This window comes from Rheinheimera sp. NSM, assembly GCF_052380015.1.
Classification (GTDB): domain Bacteria; phylum Pseudomonadota; class Gammaproteobacteria; order Enterobacterales; family Alteromonadaceae; genus Alishewanella.
Genome location: NZ_JBQTCI010000002.1, coordinates 410,028 through 434,060 on the forward strand (window position 1 = coordinate 410,028; position 24,033 = coordinate 434,060).

Below are 24,033 nucleotides of genomic sequence, written 5' to 3' on the forward strand. Positions count from 1 at the left end.
CCTTGCTTATTAGTTCAGGTTAACCCGGCTTTGCTCTTCAAAGTCGGCTAAATTTGAAATGACCCATTGTTCGCCTTCAGTGGCACCGCTGAGTATTTCTACCCATTGCACTGACAGGGCGCCCAACTCGATATTTTTACGCAGCGCCTGATTGTCCAACACCTGATAAGCCTGACGGCCACCGCCGGAGCTGACAAAATCACCACGGGCTATTTTCAGCACATTTTCTTTGTGCTCCAGAATAACGCGGGCAGTTAAACGTTGGCTTTGTCGCAATTGCGTGCTGTCAACCTTGCTAAAACGTACCCGGGCACTGACCTGGTTGTTGCGTACCTCCGGTGCGATATAACTGATAGCACCGTTTAACAACTGATTACCGAGGTTGATATCGACCTGCTGGCCCGGCAGTAAATCGCGGGCATAGCTTTCCGGCACCGCCAGCTCTGCTTCGTATTGGCTTAAATCTATAACGGTCAGCAATGCCTGGCCGGGTAATACATGGCTTTGTTGCTCTACCAGCCAGTTACCTAATTGCCCGGTAACCGGCGCAGTGATATTCAGTGCTGTGACTTTACGCTGCAATTCGTCCACCACCAGTTGCTGGCGGTGGATGTCTTGCGCTCGTGAACTTTGCTCAAAGCTAAGCTTGTCTTTGGCCAGCTCTACCTTGCGTTTGGCATGATCAAATTCCAGTTCGGCTTTGGTCAGGTTGTCTGTGGCGATATCAAAATCCAGTTTGCGGATCACGCCAAGTTCTATCGACTGGGTAGCGCGCTGCAACTCGCGTCGCGCCGCCAGTAAATTAACCTGAGCAGCATTCATTACCTGCTCCATATCCAACTGTTGCTCACGGGCGTTCAGGGCAGCGCGTTCAGCTTCACTTTGCATGCCGGCCAGCACGGCTTGTTGTTGCTGTAAATCGTTCTGCAGCGTTGGGCTGGTGATGGTGGCCAGTAAGTCGCCCAGGGTTACCGCCTCGCCGGGTTGTTTGAATAGCTGCACCTGGCCGGTTTCCTGGCTGTACAAAGTAGGGGCATTAGCCGCGACTATTCTGCCTTGTACTGCGATATCGCGTACCAGATCACCGCGTTGTACGGTGGCAAACTGCATTTGATTGCGCGGCAGCACTAAGCTGGCGCTTTCACCGACGGACTGAAAAAACGCCACTGCCAACACTACTATGCCGGCGCTGACAACGGCGGCAGGCAAAAAACGCCGAAACGGAGTTTTCGCCGGTCGCTGAATAAGATTGTCCTGTTGCGTTGTACCCTGGATCATTGTTCTGCTAGTCCTTATCTGTTTTCAATGCTGTGATATAGCAGCTTTGATGCCAACTTTTAAGATATTGATTTTAATCTATTTTATACTTATGCAGCTGCTTTAAGTGTTGTCCGCGGACACTTAGAGTGTCCGCCGGCATTAAGCGGACAACAGTTGCTAAAACAATTGCTTAACGTAGAATCAGTACGGAGAAAAACAATAAAGTGTGAGATGTAGATGGATACTGCAGTGCAGCAATATTGTGACAATTGCCACACCAGCTTACAGGGTGAATTTTGTCATCAGTGTGGTCAGGAAAAGAAGAGCTATATCCGCAATGTCAGCGGTGTGGTGAGCGAGTTTTTCGGCGAGTTCAGTAATTGGGATGCCAGAGTTTGGCGTACGTTGTTACCGCTTTGGTTTCGGCCGGGGTATTTAAGCAGCCGTTATGTGCAGGGCCATCGTGTACCTTATGTGCCGCCACTGCGGCTGTATTTATTTACCTCGATTATCGCGTTTCTGATCTTTGCCAAACTGCTGCCCGATACTCCGATCAACATAACATCGCCGGACCAAACTGCAATGCAGCAGGCACAAGACATTGAACAGGGACGCAAAATCTTGTCTGAGGTCATGGCAGAGGTTAAGCACGATCTACAGCAAGATCAGCAGCAAACGCCGTTCGACAGCAGAATATCCTTTTTGTCTGACGAGGCTCAGCAGCAGTTTGACACCAAACTAGCCGCTATCGTTGCTAACCCGAAGCTGGCGATAAATAAATTTTTCAGCCTGGCGCCGCAAATGATGTTTCTGCTGCTGCCGCTATTTGCGCTGTTGCTTAAGCTGCTGTATATCCGCTCAGAGCGTTATTTTATGGAGCACTTAATTGTAGCGTTACACAGCCACAGCTTTATTCTGCAAATGTCGGTATTTTATCTGGCGTTGTCGTTACTGCCGGCTTATATCAGCTGGCCCTGGTTGGCAGCAGCAGTCAGCCATTTGGCTGAACTGGCGTTTATATGGATGCCACTGTATTTATTGTTATGCCAAAAGTTTTATTACCGCCAAAGCTGGGGCAAAACCCTGGTTAAGTTCTGGCTAACCAGCTCGTTCTATATGGTATTGGCGATGTCTGCTGTGATGGGTTTAATTGTGCTTAGTATATTGTGGGCCTGAACGGCTTTTTGTTGCCATGCATAGTATGGCGTACAGAAAACCAGCCGGCAGATAACATAATGATGTAGTAAGGCTGGTTATTTTGGCCTGCTAACATTGCAAAACCAGTGCTTTCTGGTTAGATTGATTAACAACGCAAGTGAACCAACAGGAAGTCATAATGAAAAAATGGGCAACTGCAGTGATCGCTGCAGCAGTGTTTTCAACCTCAGCTGCTGCCGATACACAAGATTATAAATTGGTAACCGTGGCCGGCTATCTGAACTTTTATTTACTCAATCTTAATGCTTGCGAAGATTTTCATCCGACAGTTCGTGCTGCAGCTTATGATGCTGAAAAAACCTTGTATCCGTATCTGGATAAGTTACACAGCAAGATGGGCGGTGTTGATGGCGCTAACCAAAAAATGGTAGCGGATATTGTGATGAAACGTCGCAATATGCTCAATACACAAATTGCTGAAGGCGATTTCACTATTGAACACTGCCAGGCTATTGTGAAGATCCTGAAAGAGGATGGGTTGGATAAAACCTTAATCAGCGCCTTAGATTAACGGTGTGATTTTAGCAGTGAAAATGCCGGCTTAATGCCGGCGTTTTTGATTTTGCGGCGCGAAATCTTTTTCTGTTACACTAACCCCGCTTTGGTGCGGGAGTATACCCGCTGAAAAGGGAAGCGGGTGAAAAGCCCGCACTGTACCCGCAACTGTAATAAGTGCTGCAATCATTAACCACTGGCTGTGCCGGGAAGGGGATTGCGGGTTATCACTTTAAGTCAGGAGACCTGCCTTAGCCTTGTTACGCCTGCGTGCGGGAGTTCACAGCAGCGGCGGCTCCTCCGTGTCGGCGGGCCGGCTGCTGCTTTTGTCAGGAGTGGGTTTTGCTGAAACTTTCAGCTGTTTCATTACAGCTTGGTACACAAGCTGTACTGCACAACATTAATTTTTCCCAACAGCAGGGTGAGTTTATCGGCATTATCGGTCCTAATGGCGCCGGTAAGAGTTCGCTATTGCGGCTGATCCAACGCGAGCTGACCGCTGGCAGCGGCGATATACTGCTGCGCCAGCGGCCGTTACCACTCTATAGCAACCGCGAACTGGCCAAAACCCTGGCTGTGGTCAGCCAAACTACACCGCCATTGTTTGCGTTAACGGTAGAGCAAGTTGCTACCATGGGGCTGTTGCCGCATAAAAGCTGGTTTGAGTTGAGCAACAGTCATGACAAACACCAGGTGCAGTTGGCGTTGCAAAAAGTAGGCTTAGTGCACAAGGCGCAGCAATTAACCGACACTTTATCCGGTGGTGAATTGCAACGGCTGTATATCGCCCGCGCCCTGGTGCAGCAGCCGGCGTTACTGTTGCTGGACGAGCCGACTAATCATTTAGATGTACAGTATCAACACCAGGTATTACAACTGGCCCGCAGTTTAGCTATTCCTGTTCTGGCCTGTTTACACGACTTAAATCTGGCCGCCTTATATTGCGACAAAATTTTGCTGTTACATCAAGGCCGGCAATGTGCTTTTGGCAGCCCGGCGCAGGTACTGCAACCGGCATTGTTGCAAGCGGTATTTGGTTTGCCCTGTGAAGTCAGTATGCAAAGCCGTTTGCAGAAGTTACAGGTGACTTTTATGCCGGAGCCGGTATGTTAAAGCGGCATTACACCCTGGCAATGTCATTGGCCGTGCTTTTACTGCTTATCAGTATGTTGCTGAGCCTGAGCTTTGGCAGCGCCGCAATAAGCATCAGCGACATCATAAAGGTGTTGAGTGGACAGGTGCCGCAGTCTGCACTGGCAGAAACCATTGTCTGGCAAATCCGCCTGCCACGCCTGCTCTGTGGCGTATTGGTGGGCGCCGGTCTGGCCATCAGCGGCGCTATTTTGCAAAATGCCAGCCGTAATCCGCTGGCCGATCCTTACTTATTTGGTTTGATGGCCGGGGCCGGGCTGGGTGCAACCTTAGTCAGCGTGATCTTGCCGCCACAGCTGGTAAGTGTGGCGCTGGGGGCATTTTGCGGCGCTTTGTTTGCGGTAGCTTTGGTGTTTGCTGTCTGTGCCGGGCAAAACTGGCGCAAGATAGAAATTACCCTGTTGGCCGGGGTGGCAGTGTCTTTTATGCTCAGTGCCATCAGCAGCTTTATTTTGTATTTTGCCGAGCCTTTTGCCGCGAACCGGGTCATTTTCTGGTTAATGGGCAGCTTAAGCCCGGCTAACTGGCATAGCGTTATGTTACTGGCACCGGTTACGCTGTTAGTGTTGCTGCTGGCATTGGCACTGCGGCGGCAGTTGGATGCGTTATTACTCAGTGATGACAGCGCCCGCACCTTAGGGGTAAACACGCGGCGTTTACGGCTGGTGTTGTTGCTGGCAACAGCTTTGCTAACGGCTTGTATTGTATCGCAATGCGGTGGTATTGCCTTTGTTGGTTTAATGATCCCGCATATAGTGCGGCATTTTTTCGGCGTAACCTCGGTGCGGTTGTTACTGGGCTCTGCAGTGGTCGGGGCGCTATTTTTAATCTGGGTAGATAACCTGGCCCGTACAGTACTGCCACAACAGGAAATACCGCTGGGGGTGATTACCTCACTGGCCGGTAGTGTGTTTTTTCTTCTAATTATGCGCCGGCAACGGCTATAGCGGTAGTTATGACAACAGATGAATTAAAGCAACAACGCCACAAGGAGCGCCAACAACGCTTAAAAGCTCAGGTGGATTCGGCGATAGCCGGCGCGCTGGATGAAAAAGGCTTGTTACTGGTGATCACCGGCAACGGCAAAGGTAAGTCTACCTCGGGTTTTGGTACGGTAGCCAGAGCAACAGGTCACGGTTATACGGCGGCAGTGGTGCAGTTTATCAAAGGCAGTTGGGATTGCGGCGAGCGAAACTTGCTACAGCAGCATGGTGTGCAGTTTGCGGTAATGGCGACCGGCTTTACCTGGGATACCCAGGATAAGGCTGCAGATATCGCGGCGGCAGAGCAGGTATGGCTTCAGGCCGAGCAGTTTTTAGCTGATCCCTCGATTGATCTGGTGTTGTTAGACGAGCTGACCTATATGCTGAGCTATCATTATCTGCCGTTGGCGCGCATCGAGCAGGCATTGCTGCAACGGCCGCCGGCGCAGCATGTTGTTATCACCGGCCGCGCCTGTCACCGCCGGCTGATTGAACTGGCAGATACCGTTAGCGAAGTACAAAATGTTAAACACGCATTTGATAATGGCATCAAAGCTCAGCGGGGAATTGATTGGTGAAATACATGTCACTGAAATATGCCTTGTGCTTAGTGCTGCTGTTATCTGCCGGCCTGCAGGCTACGCCACAACGTATTATCGCACTGTCGCCACATATCACCGAAATGTTGTTTGCCATTGGTGCCGGCGACAGGGTCGTCGGCGTTAGCGACTACAGCGATTATCCGGCAGCGGCGGCAGGCTTACCCAGTGTAGCCAGCTATGCGGCGATTAATCTGGAGGCGGTATTAGCGTTAAAACCGGACCTGGTGATAGCCTGGCGTAGCGGTAACCCTGCGGCAGATATCAACCGTTTGCAGCAGTTTGGTATTACCGTGGCATTTTCTGATCCACTGCTACTGGAAGATATTGCCACGGAGCTGCGCCTGTTGGGGCAACTGACCGGGTTAGAAACACAGGCAAATACCCTGGCGACCGATTTTTCGCAGCAACTGCAACAACTCAGAGCGGCGTATCAGCATAAGCGTCCGCTACCGGTATTTTTTGCGATGGGCACCATGCCGTTAAGTACAGTGGCCAATAACGCCTGGCCACAACAAATGTTGACGCTGTGTGCAGCGCAAAACCCTTTTGCCGGGGCTAAAGGCGATTACCCGCAAGTGGGGATAGAGCAGGTTATTGCGGCCGCGCCGCAAGTCATTATTCAACCGGTGCGGACAAATTTTGTCGCCGATTTCAGTTACTGGCAGCGTTTTGGCGCTTTGCCAGCTGTGCGCAAGAAACAGTACGTAACGGTAAATGCCGATCATTTATATCGTACAACCCCCCGCACCTTGCTGGGTATTAAGCAGCTGTGCGAGGGCGTAGACCGCTATCGTTAAATCAGCTGTTGATGCTGTTCATTAGCTCGTTAGCGCGGCGCATTAAACGCTCTGCCGTGCGAACCTGATTGGTTTTCAACAATTCGCCGGATATGCTCAGGTATTTGTCTGCCAGCTTACGGCGCATAGCGGTATGTAAGACAAAATCTGTCGGTACCAAGTCGTTATAGTGTTGCAGCTTGTCGTATACCGTGTCGACGCCGGCTACGTCGGTGCTGTTGGCCAGCTCTTGCTCCAGCAGGTTAAAGCTGTGCCGGTAAAATAGCTCAGCAGCCTGATACGGAAACGTCGCCTGGCCATCTGCAGCCACTGCTGCGCTGTAGTCGGTCATGGCATCTACCGCAGAGGCTAATTCCCGGCCATGAGCTACCAGCTCAGCAGTGTCACTGTGGCTGGCAAAAATAAGTTGGCCTACGTTAATAAGTTGCTGCAGCTGTGGTGCATTGTTCTGTGCTACGGCCTGTTCAAATGCCGCAACAAAAGCCGCTGTCTCTGCCGCTTCCGGTCGCGCAACATACTGCGCATCGATACGCTGCAGCTCAGCCACGATTTTATATGGATCCGGCGTATCGCCTTGCTGCTTTTGATATTGCTGGCTCAGCAGCAATTGGTTTAGTCTTGAGCGTAATACCTCTATCGCGGTCTGCTTGCTGCGCTGCATATTACTGCGTATCTCGGCCAGGTAATGTGAATCAGGATACAGGGCGCCGGCACGGGCTAACAGTTGCTCAATTTGCGGATAATCCGGGTAACTAAAGCTGCGATCGCTGATGATCTCGTCAATTTGGCGTTCAAAATGCTGCAGAACACTATTCTGGCGCAAGCGTAATAAGGCTTCGCGTTGCAACGAGTTTTGCTCATTTTGTGCCAAAGCGTTCAGTAAGTCGGCAGGTGTCGCTTCAGCTAACTGTTGATACTGTTGTTGTTGCTCTGTGATAGCCTCTGCTTTTTGCTGCAGTGCCAGTAACTCTGTTTGCTGCAGCTGTTGGTAATGCCAGCCACCCCAAGCCACGGCAATCACTGCGGCGGCAGCGGCTACCGGTTGCCATACCGGTTGATTAAACTGCTTAATGACTGCACTGATACTGGTTTTACGTAAGTTGCTGTCAAACTGCAGAGCTTGCTGCAGTGCACGCCATTGCAGCAGATTTAAATGCGCCGGCTTAGTGGCTTGTTTTTTTTGCTGCGCAGCTTTATCAGCCGGTAAACGCTCAAACGGATGTTTGCTGGTAAGCAGCTCATAGCTCAGGCAGGCAAAAGAGAATACATCGTCGGCAACACAGGGCGTATCACCTGCCAGCAATTGCGGACTGGCGTAAGCCGGGGTGTAGCCGCTTAGCGGTGCTGTTTGGCTGTGTGTTTCTGCGGCGTAAATATCGTGGTTTAACTGCAGCTTTTGCGATACGCCAAAATCGAGCACTTTAACTTCGCCGGCGCGGTTTACCATGATATTAGCCGGCTTAAGATCGGCATGTACTATGCCTGTGCGGTGAGCGAAGTTCAGCGCGTCAGCAATTTGCTGCAATAACTTTAACGTCGATTTCAGTGGCAAGCCTTTGGGTTTGTAGCGCTTGATCACTTGCTCCAAACTTTCGCCGTCGAGGAATTCCATCACAATAAAGTAATGCTGCTGATCAACGTCAACGTCAAATACCCGAACGATATTCGGGTGCGACAGCAACTGGGTTTTGTGGGCTTCTTGCAGTAACAGCTGCAGTGCTTCGGGCTGACTGACAAATTGCTGCTGCAGTACTTTAATCGCGACAGTGTTGTTAGCAACGCCGGCATCGCGCAGGAATATATCAGTGGCGCGGTATATATCGCTCATACCGCCGGAGCCTATTTTGCTCTCCAGCAAATAGCGCTCCTTTATCAGCATACCTTCCTGTATCGCGGGCACCGCCGCTGTATTAACCGCCTGAACGGGGGATTTAACGGCATAACGCGTTTTGTCTGCATCCGTTGCAGCATCGTTGGTTAAACCGTCAATGCCGGTGCTGTCCTGAACTGCCATAATGCACTCCTTGTTAAGTCAGGTACTGATCATCGCCACACTGATAATTAAACAATCTTAGAACGGCTGAATGTTAAATTAACGCGATTATTCCATATAATTGTGCCGCAGTCATCACTGTATTTTGCCTGATTGTTAATTTATGCGCTATTGACGCAACATTAAATTTAACTTAATCTTTTGCGTCGATTTACGGTAAACAAATTGTTTTTTTTAGTGTCAGGAACGGGAAGCGGGACGAAGGGATATGCTACTTGAGTTGTCAGTACTGAGTTATCACAGGTTATCACCCCGACAGGTTGCCGTAAAACGCTTCGACAGCAGTGGCGGCACTCTGGGGCGCTCAGAGCAAGCTGATTGGTACCTGCCGGACCCCGAACGCGTAGTGTCATCAGAGCATGCTGTTATCAGCCACCAAAACGGTGCTTTTACCATCACAGATAAATCCACCAACGGACTTTTTGTTAACCGCGCGGTAGACGCCTTGGGGCAGGGCAACAGTTACACACTGAAACACGGTGATCTGCTGTGTATGGGGGATTATGAGATCCAGGTCGCGCTGATAGACGAATTACAAACGGTAGCAGATTTACAGCCAAAACCTGCAACGATACAACCCGCTACGATACAGCCAGCCAGGGTAGTACCGAATGATGCATTGTCACAGCGCAATACAGACGCCCCTGCGGGCAATGGCATGCTGGTATCTGATGTGTCCGGCAGCAGTTTTGGCAGAAGCTCTGCTGATACGGCTTTACCGCAGCATCGCGCCGGGGCAGAGCTGGTAATGGACGATCACTTTTTGGCACCGGCAGCGCTGATACCGGATGACTGGGCCTCCGCCTGGCAAACCAACGACAATGCTTCCATGACGGCGGATACTCCGGCAGCAGCCCCATTGCACACCGGTAATAAACAGCCTGCTACCGACAAACCGTTAAAACAAGCAATTGCCACTGACGGGCACGTGCACTTGCAAGCTTTCCTCAAAGGTTTAGGCGTGTCTGAAGCTAACCTGCAGGCCGCTGACTCTGCTGCCTGGTGGGAACAACTGGGGCAGGCGTTGCAACAATCTTTGCAGGGTGTGATCACGGTGATGCATGCGCGCTCTGAAGTGAAAAACAGTTTTCGGGTTAACCAAACCACCTTTCAGCAGCGGGAAAATAACCCGCTTAAATTTTCTGCCAACATTGATGATGCTTTTCATAACTTGTTTAACCGTCAGGGCTCCAGCTTTATGCCACCACGTCAGGCAATAGCAGAGGCTTTTGCTGATATCAGCCGGCATGAATCGGCCATTATTGCCGGTGCCGGTGGGGCGATGACAGGTTTGTTATCCCAACTGGCGCCGCAGCGCATTGAAGCCGGTGATTTCGGCGGCAGCTTTGTCGATAAATTAAATCCGGCACAGCGGCAGGCCAGGTTGTGGGCACGCTACAAAGCCCTGCATGCTGAATTAGCGACAGAGCTGAATAACAAAGATAAACAGGGCGTAAATGATGACTTTATCAGCGCCTATGAAGCTTTTTTGCGTAAAAAGTAAGCGGTTTGCGAAGGCCGGATTAACGATACCTTAAGGAGTGGTAGAGATGAAAGCAATAAAGGCGCTGGTAGTGCTGTGGTTTAGCCTTAGCGTGTTAGCGGGTTGTCAGGCGGTGTATGCAACCTTTCCGCCCTCGACCAAGCTGCATTTTCGTGTAGCTCAGGATATTAACCCGGATCTCGACGGGCGTCCGTCACCGGTCATTATTAAGGTGTACGAGTTGGCGTCAAAAACGGTGTTTGAGAATCAGGACTTTTTTGCCCTGTACGATAACCCGGAAGTTATTTTGCGCACCGATCTGTTGAAGAAAGATGAGTTAGTGTTTGAGCCGGGCCAGCGTACTGAATATCGTATGGCATTACAGCCTGCCACCCGTGCGGTGGCGGTAGTGGCTGCCTATCGCGATATTGAAGGGGCCAGATGGCGTGCTGTGGTTGATGTTAAACCCACCGGTTACGACGACTTTTATGTCTATGTTGATAAACTGGCGGTGTATATCCGTGAGCATGATTTAGAACGTAAGCGTTAAACTGGTCTGCTTCGGAGAATGACAGCATGAGTGATTACAGTCGTATCGCCTGGTCTGAGGGATTATTTCTCAGGCCGCAGCACTTCCAGCAGCAGGAGCGGTATTTTGATTACTGCAGACAGCAGCAGCTGACTATGCAATTACCCTATGGCTGGGGTGTACGCCGTTGTGTTATTGACCCGCAAAGCCTGAAATTCGGCCAGTTTGCGTTGTCAGAATTAGAAGCTATCTTACCCGATGGCACTGTACTGCAGTTACCCACCGTTGAGTCTTTACCGGCGGCGATCCAAGTTGGCAAGAGTTGCCGTGATCAGCTGGTTTATCTGTGTCTGGCCATGGATAAAAGCAGCAGCCAAAATATCAGCAGCCATGACAGTTCACATATCAGCCGCTACGGTTATGCCGAACACAGCGTAGCAGATAACAGCCTGGCAGAAGAGGCGACAGAGCTGTTGCAACTGGCTAAGCTTAAACTGATATTCAAGCTTGAATCAGAAGACCGCGGTGGCTTTATTTGTATGCCGGTGGCGCGCATTCGCGAAGTGTCAGAACAAGGCGAAGTAAAGCTGTTAAAAAAGTTCATTCCGCCGCTGGTGGATGTGCAGCAGGACGGCGAACTTTCGGCCTTTATTACCGAAGCGTTGGGCATGCTGTGCCAGCGGGCAGACGCGCTGGCCGATCGTTTAGGTAAAGGTCAGGGCACGGCAAACTCTATTGCAGATTTTCTGATGTTGCAGGTATTAAACCGTTACGAGCCGCTGTTACGCCATTTAAAAACCGGTGTGTTGGAACATCCGCACAGCTTGTATCGTTTAATGATTTCTATGTTGGGTGAATTAGCGACGTTTACGTCCAGACACAAACGCCCGCCGCAATTTCCGCCGTATCAGCATGATGATTTAACGGCGGTGTTTGGCAACCTCAGCGTGATTATGAACCAAACGTTAAGTGTCGTGCTGGAGCAAACGGCCCAGGCATTGCCGTTAGAGCAAGCCAAGTTTGGCATTTTGGTATCGCCGCTCACGGACAAGTCCTTGCTCGAGTATGCCCAGTTTGTGCTGGCGGTGGCTGCAGATCTGCCGGCTGACGATATTCGCAAACATTTACCGGCGCGGCTAAAAATAGGCCCGGTAGAGCATATTCGTGAATTGGTAAATAACCAGTTACCGGGTATAGCAGTAACCGGTTTACCGGTTGCGCCACGCCAGGTGCCTTACCATGCCGGTTATCATTATTTCCAACTGGATAAAGGCAGTATTTATTGGGAACGGCTGGCAAACAGCGGCGGATTAGCCTTGCATTTATCCGGCAACTATCCGGGCTTAAAAATTGAACTTTGGGCAATAAAGGCATAGCCGCCTAACGGCGACTGATAAACAGGGACGGCAAGCAATGTCTGATAAAACAGTGATGAAACCCCGGCCCGGTGGCAGGGCTCCTGTCAAAAGCGCGGCTGCAGCGGTTGTTGCAGACAACACCGGCGACAATGATAAAACACGGATGTCTGCCAATGTGCGGGCACCCGAAACTGCACAAAAGCTGCAGGTACTGTCGATCAGTGACAATATCCTGATTGACGAAGCCGGGGCGTTATTTTCGTTGGTCGCGCCCATTCGCAGTACCGTACAGCATGCGGATGTGCCGGGATTAAAAACGCGTTGTGTACAGCTGATTAATCAGTATGAGCAACAACTGCGTTATAAGGGGATCAGCAGTGAGCTGATAGAAAAAGCACGCTATTGTATGTGCTCTTTTATCGATGAAACGGTACTTAACACCGGCTGGGGCGGCAACAGCGACTGGGCTACCGAGAGTTTGCTGTCGACCTTTCACAATGAAACCTTCGGTGGTGAGTATTTCTTCACGCTGCTTGAAAGCGCCATCGCCGCACCAAAAGAGCATCTGTTGTTGTTAGAGCTGCAATACCTGTGCTTGTCATTCGGTTTTGTCGGCAAGATGCGGGTAGAAGAACGTGGCTTTGAAAAACTGGAAGGTTTTCGCGAGCGCGCTTACAAAGCTATCCGCAGTCAGCGTGGCGAGCCGCCGCGTGAGTTATCACCGGGCTGGCGCAGTCAGGTGGTCGCAGCGAATCAGTTACAGGCAGAGTTTCCGCTGTGGGTGTTGTGTTCGGTGGTAGGCGCAGCCTTACTGGGCTGTTATATGTATCTGAATTATCAAATAAACAGTTATTCGGATCAGGTTCACCGCCAATTGAATACTCTGGTTAGTTGGGAGCAGGACGCCCCGCAGCCGGCTTCCGCCAAAGCACGACAGGATGCCATCCGCCTGCAACAACTGTTACAAACCGAAATCCGCCGTGAATTGCTGGACGTGATTGAGCTGCCGGACCGTGTGCGTATTCGTGTCGGCCTGGATCAGCTGTTTAGTCCGGGCAGTACCGGTATCAATGAAGGCTTTGCCCCGGTGGCAGCAAAAATTGCCCGTGCCCTGGAGGGCACTCAAGGGCGCATTCTGGTCAGTGGTTACACCGACAATCTGCCGATTTTTACCAGCAAGTATCCATCTAACTGGCACCTGTCGCTGGCCCGAGCTAATGCCATGGCAGATGCTCTGGCCGCCGGTGCCGACTTACGCGGCCGCCTATGGCCGGAAGGGCACGGCGATGCTAACCCGATAGCTGAGAACGACACTGCAGCTAACCGCGCGCTGAACCGGCGGGTCGAAATAGATTTGTTACAGTAAGGCCTTAAACAAGGGAAGTGTTATGAAAGTTAAATCAGCGCTGCAATCGATCGTCAGATTGTTGAAATCCAGCGTTTTTATTACTGTGTTGGGTCTGTTGGCATTAGCCTTACTTATCTGGTTTGGCGGCCCCTTACTGGCTATTGCCGGTTACGAGCCATTGGCCAGTGCCAGCGCCAGGCTGGTTACCTTGCTGGTTATCGCCTTGTTGTGGGGCGGAACTCATTATATTAAAGGGTTACGTGAGACCCGCTCACATAAGCAGGCGGTAGATACGCTGCTGAACGGCGATGAGTTTCAACAACAGGATGAGCTGGCCAAGCGAGACATCGACGTATTGCGTGAACGCATGCAAAAAGCGTTGGATATTTTAAAGCATGCCCGGTTTGGCAAGGCGCGCGATATTTACCAATTGCCCTGGTATATGCTGATAGGCCCGCCAGGGTCGGGTAAAACCACAGCATTGCACAATTCCGGTTTGGAATTTCCGTTAAAAGAGCATATGGGGGCAGATGCTATTGAAGGTATCGGTGGCACGCGCCAGTGCGACTGGTGGTTTACTAATCAGGCGGTACTGATTGATACTGCCGGCCGTTATACCACTCAGGACAGCCATGCAGCGCAGGATTCTACCGCCTGGCAGGGCTTTTTAGGATTACTGCGTAAGCATCGGCCACGCCGGCCTATTAATGGCGTTATCGTATTTGTCAGCCTGGCAGATCTGCTGAACCAAACCCGTACTGAGCGTAATTTGCATGCCAGGGCTATTAAGCAACGGGTACAGGAGTTACAAAACCAGTTGGGCATGAGCTTTCCGGTGTATGTCATGTTTACCAAGGCCGATCTTATTGCCGGCTTCACCGAGTTTTTTGACAACCTGACGGAAGAAGAGCGTGAGCAGGTATGGGGCATGACCTTTGATGCCGCGCAGGATGACAGTGAAAAAGGCGTAGTAGCGCAGTTTAACAAAGAGTTTCACGCCATTATAAATCGCCTGACCCAACGGTTATTCAGCCGTTTGCAGTTTGAGCATGACAGCGAAAACCGCGCGGCTATTTATGAATTCCCGCGCCAGCTCAGATTGCTGCAAAGCGCCGCCGATGATTTTTTGAAAGAAATTTTTGCGCCGAACCCGTTTGAAAAAGCCACCATGTTGCGCGGGGTTTACATTGCCAGCGCGACCCAGGAAGGCGTGCCGATAGATCGTATTATGTCGCAGCTGGGCAGTAATTTTGGTCTGGCAGAGCCGCCGCTGCGGCGCCAAACCGGAGAAGGCAAAGGTTACTTTATTAAGCGCTTCTTTGAAGAGATTGTTATTCCTGAGCGTGAACTGGCATCGGTTAACCTGCAACACAAAGCGCGGCATCGTCTTATGCGCCGCGGTGTGCTGGCTGCCACGGCATTGTCTGCAGTTTGGCTGGTGGTCGCCTGGGCCGGCAGTTACAACTGGAATACAGAGCTGGTAGATGAAGTCAGCAGCTCCATTAGTGACTATCAGCAGCTGACAGCAAAGGGTAGCGGCACTGAAGATGTTGTCGCGCTGAATGAGCAACTGAATTTACTGCGGGATTTACCGGCCGGTTATGCCGGCGTATTGCCGACAGACGGGCCGAAAAACCTCGGGCTTTATCAGGGCGATAAACTGGGGCAGGCGGCGAAAACAGCGTATCAAAGTGGCCTGTACCATAGCTTTGTACCATTTTTGCTCGAGAGCCTGACGGCAGAAATGCAGCTTAATGCCCGGCATCGCGACTACTTGTACGAAACGCTGAAAACTTATCTGATGGTGTTCAAACCGCAATATTTTGATGCTGAACAAATCAACTCGTGGTTTGCGTTGTACACAGAGCGTCGCTTTGCCGGCGACGTAAACTTGCCGCTGCGGTTATCGCTGCAAAATCATCTGCAGGCCTTGTTAGAAAATGGCATTAAAGGTGCGTCTTATAACGACGATGTGGTCATAGCAGCCCGTGAGCTACTGCTGACTGTGCCGTTGGCTGAGCGGGCTTATCAGCGGATCCGCACTGAATTGGTAAAAAGCCATATTCCGGATTTCCGACTGGTAGATGTACTGGGTACCGACGGCGTTAAAGTGGTGCAGCGTAAAAGCGGCGCGCCGTTGCAGCAAGGCATTTCCGGCTTGTATACCTATCAGGGCTTCCATGGTCTGTTCAACGTTGAAAAACGCCGGATTATCCGCAGCCTGATGGAAGACAGCTGGGTGTACGGTGAGCAAAGTAGCGGCGAAGATGGCCAGGCCGATACCAGCTTGTCTGAGCAGGTTACGGAAAAATACCTGCGTGACTACGCTTACCTGTGGCAGGAACTGCTGGATGACATCACCATCAGCTCTGTTAACGATGTTGAGCAAGGCGTTTTTGTTACTAAAGTATTATCCGGGCCGGAGCAGCCGATCCAGAATATTATTAAAGCGGTACAGCAAAATGTGCGTTTAACCAGTTTGCCGGATTCAGCAGAGGCAAATATGGCAAAAGATGTTGCCGGCAAAGTAGCCGATACGCAGTTTTCCAGTCAAAAGTCGCGTTTAAACCGTTTATTACCTGACGATATGTCGGCACTGACGCAAAAGTTACCCGGTAAGGAAGTTGAACTGGCCTTTAGTCAGCTGCTGAATATCGGTGAAGCACAGCTGGAGCAGATTGCCCAAACCAGCCGCATGTATAACGAATATCTGGAACGGTTGTATATTCCGGGCGGCATGGCGCGCCAGGCCTATGCTAATCAGTTAAATGCAGAGGGCGGTAATGAGCTGAGCGTGGCATTGCGGCGGTTAAAAAGCGATATTCCGGCGCCGTTTTCCGATTGGCTCGGAGAGTTGTCAGCTGATACCGGCAAGTTGTTCGCCAAAGGCAGTCGCCAACATATTAATGAGGCGTGGCAGGGAACCGTACTGGCCGAATACAAACGTGCTATCGCCGGGCGTTACCCGCTGAACCGGCGCAGTAAAGACGATATCAAGCTGCGTGATTTCGAACGCTTCTTCGGTTACGGCGGTACTCTGGATAGCTTCTTCAAAGATTATTTGCAGCCGTTTGTCAACACCAGTCGTTCTAACTGGACCTTCAAGAAAGATATTGGCCTTGATCACAGCGTACTGAAGACCTTTCAGGCCGCACAGCAAATCCGTGCCGCGTTCTTTGATGGCGGCAGTCAGAAGCTGAAAGTAGGCTTTAGCTTGCGGCCACTGTATCTGGACCGGCATATCACCCATTTGCTGTTGGAGCTGGACGGCCAGGAGTTATCTTACCGTCATGGTCCGACACGCTCACGGCAGTTTTTCTGGCCCGGCGATCGCAATAAACTGCAAACGCGGCTGGTGTTTACCCCGGCTAACTCCGGCTTGCCGTCTAATATCAGCCAGGAAGGTGAATGGTCATGGTTCCGTTTCCTTGATGAGTTAACCCAAAACCGGCCGCAAACCCGCACCGATAAAGTTCTGCATTTAGCGGTGCAGGGTAACAGGGCCAGGGTCGAGCTGGTACCGGATACCGTGAATAATCCTTTTTGGAGCAGTGCATTGGAGACCTTCAGTTGTCCGGCAAGTTTATAAATGATGTAGGTATGTGCGGCAAGATCCCGGGCCGGGGCGATTTTCTGGCGCAGGGACTGGCACCGGATTTTGTCGACAGCTGGAACGAGTGGCTGCAGGCAGTGTTGGCGGTTAGTCGCGAGCAGTTGGGCGGGGCCTGGCTTAATACCTATTTAACCAGTCCGGTCTGGCACTTTGCCTTATCGGCTGGTGTGTGTGGTAAAGAGCCGATGATGGGCTGCCTGATGCCAAGTGTTGACCAGGTTGGCCGGCATTATCCGTTAACGCTGGCCAGAGCCATGCCGTGTACTCCGGTGCATGCCCGCGGCAACAGCGGTTGGTCCGATGTACTGGAGCAACAAGCCTTACTGACATTGGAAGATGATTTTGCTTTTGACAGCTGGCAGGCGGCAATGGCTAAGGCGGAGTTTAACTGGCCGCAACCACAGCAGATCAACACAGGCCAAATGGCACCGGCACAAGGGCGGCCGGCATGGGTACTGCAGGCAAATTGCCCGCTCGATGCCAGCTTGCTGTTGCACCACAGTTACCGGCAACAGTTTGGTCGATATTGTTTGTGGTGGACTGCCGGCTCTGAACATGTATCACCCTGTACTTTAGTCACTAACGGCTTACCACAGGTCAGCCAGTATGCGGCGATGTTGGCCGGTGATTGGCAACGCTGGCACTGGCAGAGTGCAGATATTAACTGTAGTGGAACGGTATAACAATGAAGCAGGTTGTATCCCATGCTCAAACACATAAGGGCCTGGTACGTAAATTAAATGAAGACGCCTGTTTAGATTTGGCTGACAGCGGGGTTTGGGTGGTGGCCGACGGTATGGGCGGACATGCTGCCGGTGACGTTGCCAGTCAGTTAGTCGTTGATACCGTCAGAGTCGCAGTACAGCGCAACAGCCAGCCGTCAGTGCAGTTGCTTACGGAAGCGCTGCAGCAGGCGAACAGCGAATTGTGCCGTTACAGCGAGCAGCATTTACAGGGCAATACGGCCGGCTCTACTGTGGTGGTATTGCTGATCGATAAGTTTTACTACCACTTATTGTGGGCCGGTGACAGCCGCGGCTATTTGTTGCGTAATAATCATTTGCGCCAGGTGACACGGGATCACAGCCAGGTCAATGAAATGGTAGAGCAGGGTTTGCTGAACCAAAACGAAGCAGAACAACATGAGTTGGCCAATGTCATCACCCGTGCCGTAGGTGTTGATACATCGGTAACTATTGATGTTGTCAGTGGGGCATGGCAACCGGGAGATCTGTTCTTACTCTGTAGCGATGGCTTGAATAAAGAACTGACAGATCAAGAGATTTGTCAGTATTTAGCACACAACAACATTGCTGAAGCAAGCCGGGCTTTATTACATTCTACTCTGGTTGCCGGCGCCCGCGACAATGTAACCTGTATTCTGGTTAAAGTAGATAATCAGGCTGAAAATGTTAATGAAAAGGATAAAACTATACCTGTTTATACCAGGCTGTAGAAAATTTTAGTTAATTGTTGTCATCATTAAAACAATAAAGTAACATTATTCGCTGGATAACGTCTCATTTTGGTTGTTGTGATGGAATACAGTGAATTAATTGATTTTGAATTGTTAATTGAAGCGGTGGACTCTGCCAATCCGGCCGGGGTAGATCCGCGCACTGATATCTCGCCTACGTCGCAGTATTACCAGTTTAAAGATAGCCGCGGTCAGGCACGGGCAAATGAACGTGCTTTACTGGCCGAAGAAGAGGATTTTCTCGCACTGGCCTCTGATTGGCGACCGTTAGCGGAAAAGCTGCCCAAGGTATTGTGCTCTGAAGTCAAAGATCTGGAATATTCTGCCTGGTTGATTGAAGCCTTGTGCCGTACTCATGGTTTTGCCGGGCTGGCTGCTGGCTTTAAAACGACCCGGTTACTAATAGAGAATTTTTGGCAACATTTGTATCCGCTGCCCGATGAAGATGGCATGGAAGTACGTATTGCTCCGTTGATTGGCCTGAATGGCTATGAGGGGGATGGTGCGCTTATTACACCAATCCTTAGTATTCCGCTGACAGATGTGACCTCTTATGGCCAGTTTGCCTGTTGGCAGTTCGAACGTGCATCTGATATCTCCCGCAAAGATGAAAAACGGCAAAAGCTGAAAGCTGATGCCGGTATTGCCAGCCTCGAGCAAATTAAAGACGCTGTTGCAGAATCATCAGCGGCGTTTTATCAGCAACTAAAGCAGCAAATTGAGTTGGCAATAGCTGAATTTTCGCTGTTGTCACAAGCAATGGATGCCGCTATGGCAGGTGAGCCTCAACCCACCAGTGCTATTAGCAAAACCCTGCAGAAATGTCTCGATGCCGTGACCTATCTGGCTGCAGACAAGCTGGCGCAGTTTACCGGTACAGCAACTCCGGAAGCGCAGCTATCTGAGGATGGGCAAGCGCTAAACGTTGACCCGATACAACAGCAGGTGCAAAGCCGCGATCAGGTATTAAACAGCTTGAAACAGGCTGCGGAGTTTTTCCGTAAAACTGAACCTCATTCACCTATTTCATATGCGTTGGAGCAGGTAGTGCACTGGAGCGGGCTTACCTTACCCGAATTGCTGCAAGAGCTTATCGACGATAACAACAGCCGTAACCATTACTTCCGGCTGGCGGGGATCCCGCAACAGAAGTAGTACCCGCCGTAGGGGTATGAACTGCAACAAATAACAGCTGAGTAACAGGAGAGAGTCAATGGAAAGTATTCACAGTAAATTATCCCGGGTGCGTAAGCCCCGTGTGCATATTACTTATGACGTTGAGACAGAAGGAGCTGCGGTTAAAAAAGAGCTGCCTTTTGTTGTCGGCGTAATGGGTGATTTTGCCGGTCAGAACACCGAAGCGTTAAAACCACTTAAAGACCGCCGTTTTGTACAGATTGACCGCGATAACTTCGACGAAGTACTAAAGCGGATGAACCCGAAACTAAGCTTTAAAGTGGATAACAAGTTGTCCGGCGATGGCAGCGAATTCAGTGTCGACCTGGAATTTAAATCTATGCAGGATTTTGAGCCTGCCGCCATTGTAAAACAGGTTGAACCCTTAGATAAGCTGATGGCAACGCGGAATAAACTGCGCGACCTGATGACTAAAATTGACCGCTCTGAAGAGCTGGAAAATATTTTGGAGCGGGTACTGAACAACAATGAAGATCTGCAGAAGTTGGCGCAGGATCTGAGCATCGAGGAAAAATAACATGAGTACGGAAGCTTTAGTAGAACAGCATGATAATGCTCAGGCGTCGGCCTCGTCTTTACTGGAACAGGCTATCGGCGCGACCAAACAAACCGATGCCTCACGTGCAGAAGAGTTATTGCGCACCCTGACAGAAGAAGCCTTAAGCGGTACTGTCAGCTGGAACAAAAACTTAACGGTTACCTTTAATGAAGCTATCAACCGGCTGGATACGCTGATTTCAGATCAGTTAGCCGCCATTATGCATACGCCGGCGTTTCAAAAGCTGGAAGGCAGCTGGCGCGGTTTGAACCATTTGGTAATGAACTCAGAAACCAGCGCTTCACTGAAAATCCGCATGATCAGCATGAGCAAGAAAGAGCTGTATAAAGATTTGAGCAAAGCGGTGGAGTTTGACCAGAGCCAAACCTTTAAGAAGGTATATGAATCTGAGTTTGGCACCCCGGGTGGTGAACCTTACGGCGCTATTATCGGTGATTACGAGTTTACTAATCATCCGGAAGATATTGAAACACTGACTTATATGTCGAATGTTTCTGCCGCCGGTTTTTGCCCGTTTCTGTCTGCAGCGTCGCCGGCATTGTTCGGTTTTGATGAATGGACAGAGTTGTCTAAGCCGCGCGATCTGGAAAAAATCTTTGAATCTTTGGAATATACCAAGTGGCGCTCGTTCCGCGACAGCGACGACTCGCGTTTTGTTACCTTGACTATGCCGCGCGTATTAGCGCGTTTACCTTACGGTAGCGCTACCTGCCCGATAGAAGAGTTTGGCTTTGAAGAGTTTGAACTTGACGGGCAAAAAGGCGTGGCAAAAACCACTGAGCATTCGGAATATTGCTGGATGAATGCTGCTTACGTAATGGGCGCTAAACTGACGAATGCCTTTGCGCAGTACGGCTTCTGTACGGCTATCCGCGGCGCGGAAGGCGGCGGCAAAGTAGAAGGTTTACCCAGCCACATCTTTATGAGTGATGATGGTGACCCGGATCTGAAGTGTCCTACCGAGATTGGTATTACCGACCGGCGCGAAGCTGAGTTAGGCAAAATGGGCTTTTTGCCGTTATGTCACTATAAAAACACTGACTATGCGGTATTTTTCGGTGCGCAAACTGCGCAAAAACCGAAAAAATATGACACCCCGGAAGCTACTGCTAATGCTGCCATTTCAGCACGTTTACCTTACTTAATGGCGACGTCACGCTTTGCCCATTACTTAAAAGTATTGGCCCGCGACAAGATCGGCAGCTTTATGGAAGCGGAAGATGTCGAGGTGTGGTTAAACCGCTGGATCTTAAGTTATGTCAATGCCTCAGAAGGCAGTGGCCAGGAAGTACGCGCGCGTTATCCACTGGCTGACGCTAAAGTGCAGGTTCGCGAAATCCCGGGCCGTCCCGGCTCTTACAATGCGGTAGCATGGTTACGGCCGTGGCTGCAACTGGAAGAACTGTCTACTTCGCTGCGTTTGGTAGCAAAAATCCCTGAAATGGGTGGTTAAGTGCGCTATGTCACCGGTTGAGATTATCCCCCTTGGCCGGTGGCATGGCAGCATTAACCAACGCAGTTAGTGGAAGAGAATGTCATGGCAGACGCAGTAAAATTTGTCTCACAGGATGTGTTTGAGCAAGCCGCTGTTAACGGGGCCCAGGCGGATGGTTTTAACCAGCCTGCTTATACCCGGTTGGAGCGCAGCGGTGTGTTGGCGCGCTTTTTACGTGAGCCCGAGCCGCTGGCTGCCATTTTGTATTGGTTAGAGCATGTTGCCGGTACTAAAGTACGCAACAGCCACGTGGTCAGCGCCATGTTATGTCGTGCTATTGCCGATATAGACCGGCTGATTAACCTGCAATTAAATGACATTTTGCACCATACGTTGTTTCAGCAACTGGAAGCCAGCTGGCGCGGTGTGTTGTACCTGACAGAGCAAACCGAACGCCACGATCGTGGCCAAAAAGTTAAGGTTAAGCTGCTGTCATTGTCCTGGCCGGAGCTGAGTAAAGATATCAGCCGCGCTATCGACTTCGATCAAAGTGATTTTTTTAAACTGATTTATGACAACGAATTTGATATGCCGGGCGGTGAGCCCTTCGGCGTACTGATCGGTGATTATCAAATCAGCCATAAGATCCGTCCGGGTCAGCTGCATCATGATTTAGATACGTTAAAAGAAGTGGCACGCACCGCGGCGGCGGCTTTTGCGCCTTTTATATGCGCTGCGCATCCGTCGCTGTTTGGTGTGGATCACTTCTCTGAGCTGGGTTTGGTGTCGGATATCGGCAGTCAGTTTAAGCAACCGGAGTATGTGAAATGGCGCGCGTTGCGGGCCATGGAAGATGCCCGCTTTTTAGGCGTGGTGCTGCCGCAGGTGTTGATGCGCAGCCCTTATAAAGATGATGGCTCGCGCACCGAAAGCTTTGTCTTTCGTGAAGCACTGGCCCGGCCGGAGCGTGACTATTTATGGGGCAACGCCGCCTATGCTTTTGCTGCTGTGCTGGTGCGGGCTTACAGTGATTCGGGCTGGTTTGCACAAATTCGCGGCATGAAAGCCGGCCAGCATAATTTTGGCCTGGTCAGTAATTTACCGGCAAGCCGTTATGAGACCGAGAAGTACCAGGCCAGCAATAAGCCCTCGGTTAACCTGTTGGTTGGCCACAGATTTGAATCAGAACTTTCCGATAACGGTTTTATTCCGTTGTCGGTAGTGCCGTACAGTGATTACTTTGCTTTTTATAACAATGCGTCGGTACAACAAGCAAAAGTGTATGACGATAAATTGTCCAGTGTAAACGCCAGGCTATCGGCGATGCTGCAATATATTTTGTGCGTGGCACGCTTTGCTCATTATATCAAAGTGATCGGCCGCGATAAGGTTGGTGGTTATCACTCTGCTGAGCAATGCGAGCAAGAGCTGCAGCGCTGGTTGCACAACTATACCACGGCATCAACCGACGCCTCCAACGACGTGCGGGCCCGGCATCCGCTGCGCGAAGCGCGTATCCAGGTGCGGGAAAAACGCGGTGAACCCGGTCGTTATTATTCAATTATTCAGCTGCAACCACATTTTCAGTTAGATCAAATGATTACCACTGTAAAGCTGGTTGCCGAACTGTCACCTAAACAAGCAGCTACTGCAAGAGGTTAAACGTGAAATCATTACAGGCATTACTAAAACAAGGCGAGCTGATTGCAGCCACAGAGCGGGCTGTGCAGTTACTGCGCGATGATCCGGCCAATGCAGATGTGCGCGCCGCCTATATTGAATTGCTGTGTATCCAGGGGGCGCTGGAAAAGGCCGATCAGCAGCTGGATATGATGGTGCGTCAGCATCCGGATTATCTGGTTGGTGCGGTGAATCTGCGTCAATTGATCCGTGCGGCTTCTGCCAGGCAGGACTTTTATCAGGGCGGCGTAACCGCAACGTTATTCGGTCAGGCCGATGCCATGTTTGAAGCGCAGTTGTCGCTGCGGCTAGCGTTAAAAGAGCAGGATATCGCTGCAGCGGTTAAGGCCGCTGCCACGTTAGAGAGTTTACGTGGTGTGAATGCGGTTGAAATCAATGGCGAGACCTGTAATGACATCCGCGATTTAGACGATAGCCTGGCCGGCTATCTTGAGCTGTTTGGTACCGACGGGCACTACTATCTGGCCAAGTTCAGCGAGATTGACAGCCTGAGCCTGAAAAAGCCCGAGTCGCTGCTTGATACCGTGTGGCGCCGTGCTGAGATCGTCATTAAAGACGGCCCCCAGGGCGAGGTCTTTGTGCCGATGACCTATGTCGACAGCATCCGTATTTCCGAGCGGATGGGCCGTGATACCGATTGGCAGCAACATGATGAACAGCTGGTTACCGGCGTCGGGCAAAAAATGTTACTGGCCGGCGAGCATGCACTGACGTTGTCTGAGCTTAAGTCGCTGCGCCCGGCAGACGTTGCTGTAACACACTGATAATTCGGA

General features: G+C 50.8%; 20 protein-coding genes and 1 riboswitch. Of the genes, 18 read left to right on the forward strand and 2 right to left on the reverse strand.

Features of this window, described 5'->3' with window-relative positions; translation table 11 throughout:
* Positions 1-9: 9 nt before the first annotated feature.
* On the reverse strand, positions 10-1,278 hold the full coding sequence (locus ACTZWV_RS07705) for an efflux RND transporter periplasmic adaptor subunit (protein WP_444785987.1): 1,269 nt from the start codon (positions 1,276-1,278) through the stop codon (positions 10-12).
* A 219-nt stretch (positions 1,279-1,497) separates the two neighbouring features.
* On the opposite strand from ACTZWV_RS07705, the gene ACTZWV_RS07710 reads away from it, so the two are divergent.
* From ACTZWV_RS07710 to ACTZWV_RS07735, 6 genes are all read left to right on the forward strand, one after another.
* On the forward strand, positions 1,498-2,436 hold the full coding sequence (locus tag ACTZWV_RS07710) for a DUF3667 domain-containing protein (RefSeq protein ID WP_444785988.1): 939 nt from the start codon (positions 1,498-1,500) through the stop codon (positions 2,434-2,436).
* Positions 2,437-2,596: 160 nt separating this feature from the next.
* The gene (locus ACTZWV_RS07715; RefSeq protein WP_444785989.1) at positions 2,597-2,989 is read left to right on the forward strand and encodes a hypothetical protein; all 393 of its coding nucleotides are present in this window, start codon (positions 2,597-2,599) and stop codon (positions 2,987-2,989) included.
* A gap of 74 nt (positions 2,990-3,063) precedes the next feature.
* Positions 3,064-3,241, forward strand: a riboswitch (cobalamin riboswitch).
* 74 nt (positions 3,242-3,315) lie between these two features.
* Positions 3,316-4,086 (forward strand): ABC transporter ATP-binding protein, encoded by a 771-nt coding sequence (locus ACTZWV_RS07720; RefSeq protein ID WP_444785990.1) that lies wholly within the window; start codon positions 3,316-3,318, stop codon positions 4,084-4,086.
* Positions 4,080-5,072: a FecCD family ABC transporter permease gene (locus ACTZWV_RS07725; RefSeq protein ID WP_444785991.1), complete on the forward strand. Its 993-nt coding sequence runs from the start codon at positions 4,080-4,082 to the stop codon at positions 5,070-5,072. Before ACTZWV_RS07720 ends, ACTZWV_RS07725 begins: the two co-directional genes overlap by 7 nt.
* 8 nt (positions 5,073-5,080) lie before the next feature.
* Positions 5,081-5,686, forward strand: coding sequence for a cob(I)yrinic acid a,c-diamide adenosyltransferase (gene cobO / locus ACTZWV_RS07730; protein ID WP_444785992.1), 606 nt, complete (start codon positions 5,081-5,083; stop codon positions 5,684-5,686).
* A 5-nt stretch (positions 5,687-5,691) separates the two neighbouring features.
* Entirely contained in the window at positions 5,692-6,507 is an 816-nt protein-coding gene (locus ACTZWV_RS07735) for a cobalamin-binding protein (RefSeq protein WP_444785993.1), read from the forward strand.
* Between the two features lies 1 nt (position 6,508).
* On the opposite strand, the gene ACTZWV_RS07740 is transcribed toward ACTZWV_RS07735, so the two are convergent.
* Positions 6,509-8,521: a serine/threonine-protein kinase gene (locus tag ACTZWV_RS07740; RefSeq protein ID WP_444785994.1), complete on the reverse strand. Its 2,013-nt coding sequence runs from the start codon at positions 8,519-8,521 to the stop codon at positions 6,509-6,511.
* A gap of 247 nt (positions 8,522-8,768) precedes the next feature.
* Here ACTZWV_RS07740 and tagH point away from each other — a divergent pair, with 247 nt between their 5' ends.
* The 12 genes from tagH to ACTZWV_RS07800 all read left to right on the forward strand — a co-directional run bounded on the left by tagH (position 8,769) and on the right by ACTZWV_RS07800 (position 24,024).
* Positions 8,769-10,064 (forward strand): type VI secretion system-associated FHA domain protein TagH, encoded by a 1,296-nt coding sequence (tagH, locus tag ACTZWV_RS07745; RefSeq protein WP_444785995.1) that lies wholly within the window; start codon positions 8,769-8,771, stop codon positions 10,062-10,064.
* 46 nt (positions 10,065-10,110) lie between these two features.
* A complete protein-coding gene (gene tssJ / locus ACTZWV_RS07750) occupies positions 10,111-10,593 on the forward strand; it encodes a type VI secretion system lipoprotein TssJ (protein ID WP_444785996.1) in 483 nt (160 codons plus the stop codon).
* Between the two features lie 26 nt (positions 10,594-10,619).
* Positions 10,620-11,948, forward strand: a complete 1,329-nt coding sequence (gene tssK / locus ACTZWV_RS07755) for a type VI secretion system baseplate subunit TssK (RefSeq protein ID WP_444785997.1) — start codon at positions 10,620-10,622, stop codon at positions 11,946-11,948.
* Positions 11,949-11,985: 37 nt separating this feature from the next.
* Positions 11,986-13,296 carry a type VI secretion system protein TssL, long form gene (gene tssL, locus ACTZWV_RS07760; protein ID WP_444785998.1) on the forward strand — a complete coding sequence of 437 codons (1,311 nt, stop codon included), beginning with the start codon at positions 11,986-11,988 and terminating at the stop codon, positions 13,294-13,296.
* Positions 13,297-13,318: 22 nt separating this feature from the next.
* Entirely contained in the window at positions 13,319-16,867 is a 3,549-nt protein-coding gene (tssM, locus tag ACTZWV_RS07765; protein WP_444785999.1) for a type VI secretion system membrane subunit TssM, read from the forward strand.
* 11 nt (positions 16,868-16,878) lie between these two features.
* Positions 16,879-17,574: a type VI secretion system-associated protein TagF gene (tagF, locus tag ACTZWV_RS07770; protein WP_444786000.1), complete on the forward strand. Its 696-nt coding sequence runs from the start codon at positions 16,879-16,881 to the stop codon at positions 17,572-17,574.
* A 2-nt stretch (positions 17,575-17,576) separates the two neighbouring features.
* Positions 17,577-18,347, forward strand: a complete 771-nt coding sequence (locus ACTZWV_RS07775) for a PP2C family protein-serine/threonine phosphatase (RefSeq protein WP_444786001.1) — start codon at positions 17,577-17,579, stop codon at positions 18,345-18,347.
* An 81-nt stretch (positions 18,348-18,428) separates the two neighbouring features.
* The gene (gene tssA, locus ACTZWV_RS07780) at positions 18,429-19,523 is read left to right on the forward strand and encodes a type VI secretion system protein TssA (RefSeq protein ID WP_444786002.1); all 1,095 of its coding nucleotides are present in this window, start codon (positions 18,429-18,431) and stop codon (positions 19,521-19,523) included.
* A 58-nt stretch (positions 19,524-19,581) separates the two neighbouring features.
* Complete coding sequence (gene tssB / locus ACTZWV_RS07785; protein WP_305551015.1) at positions 19,582-20,082, forward strand: type VI secretion system contractile sheath small subunit; 501 nt, start codon at positions 19,582-19,584, stop codon at positions 20,080-20,082.
* A gap of 1 nt (position 20,083) precedes the next feature.
* Positions 20,084-21,577 carry a type VI secretion system contractile sheath large subunit gene (gene tssC / locus ACTZWV_RS07790; RefSeq protein ID WP_173500704.1) on the forward strand — a complete coding sequence of 498 codons (1,494 nt, stop codon included), beginning with the start codon at positions 20,084-20,086 and terminating at the stop codon, positions 21,575-21,577.
* An 84-nt stretch (positions 21,578-21,661) separates the two neighbouring features.
* On the forward strand, positions 21,662-23,221 hold the full coding sequence (tssC, locus tag ACTZWV_RS07795; protein WP_444786003.1) for a type VI secretion system contractile sheath large subunit: 1,560 nt from the start codon (positions 21,662-21,664) through the stop codon (positions 23,219-23,221).
* A 2-nt stretch (positions 23,222-23,223) separates the two neighbouring features.
* Positions 23,224-24,024: a type VI secretion system accessory protein TagJ gene (locus ACTZWV_RS07800; RefSeq protein ID WP_444786004.1), complete on the forward strand. Its 801-nt coding sequence runs from the start codon at positions 23,224-23,226 to the stop codon at positions 24,022-24,024.
* The last annotated feature ends 9 nt before the right edge of the window (positions 24,025-24,033 follow it).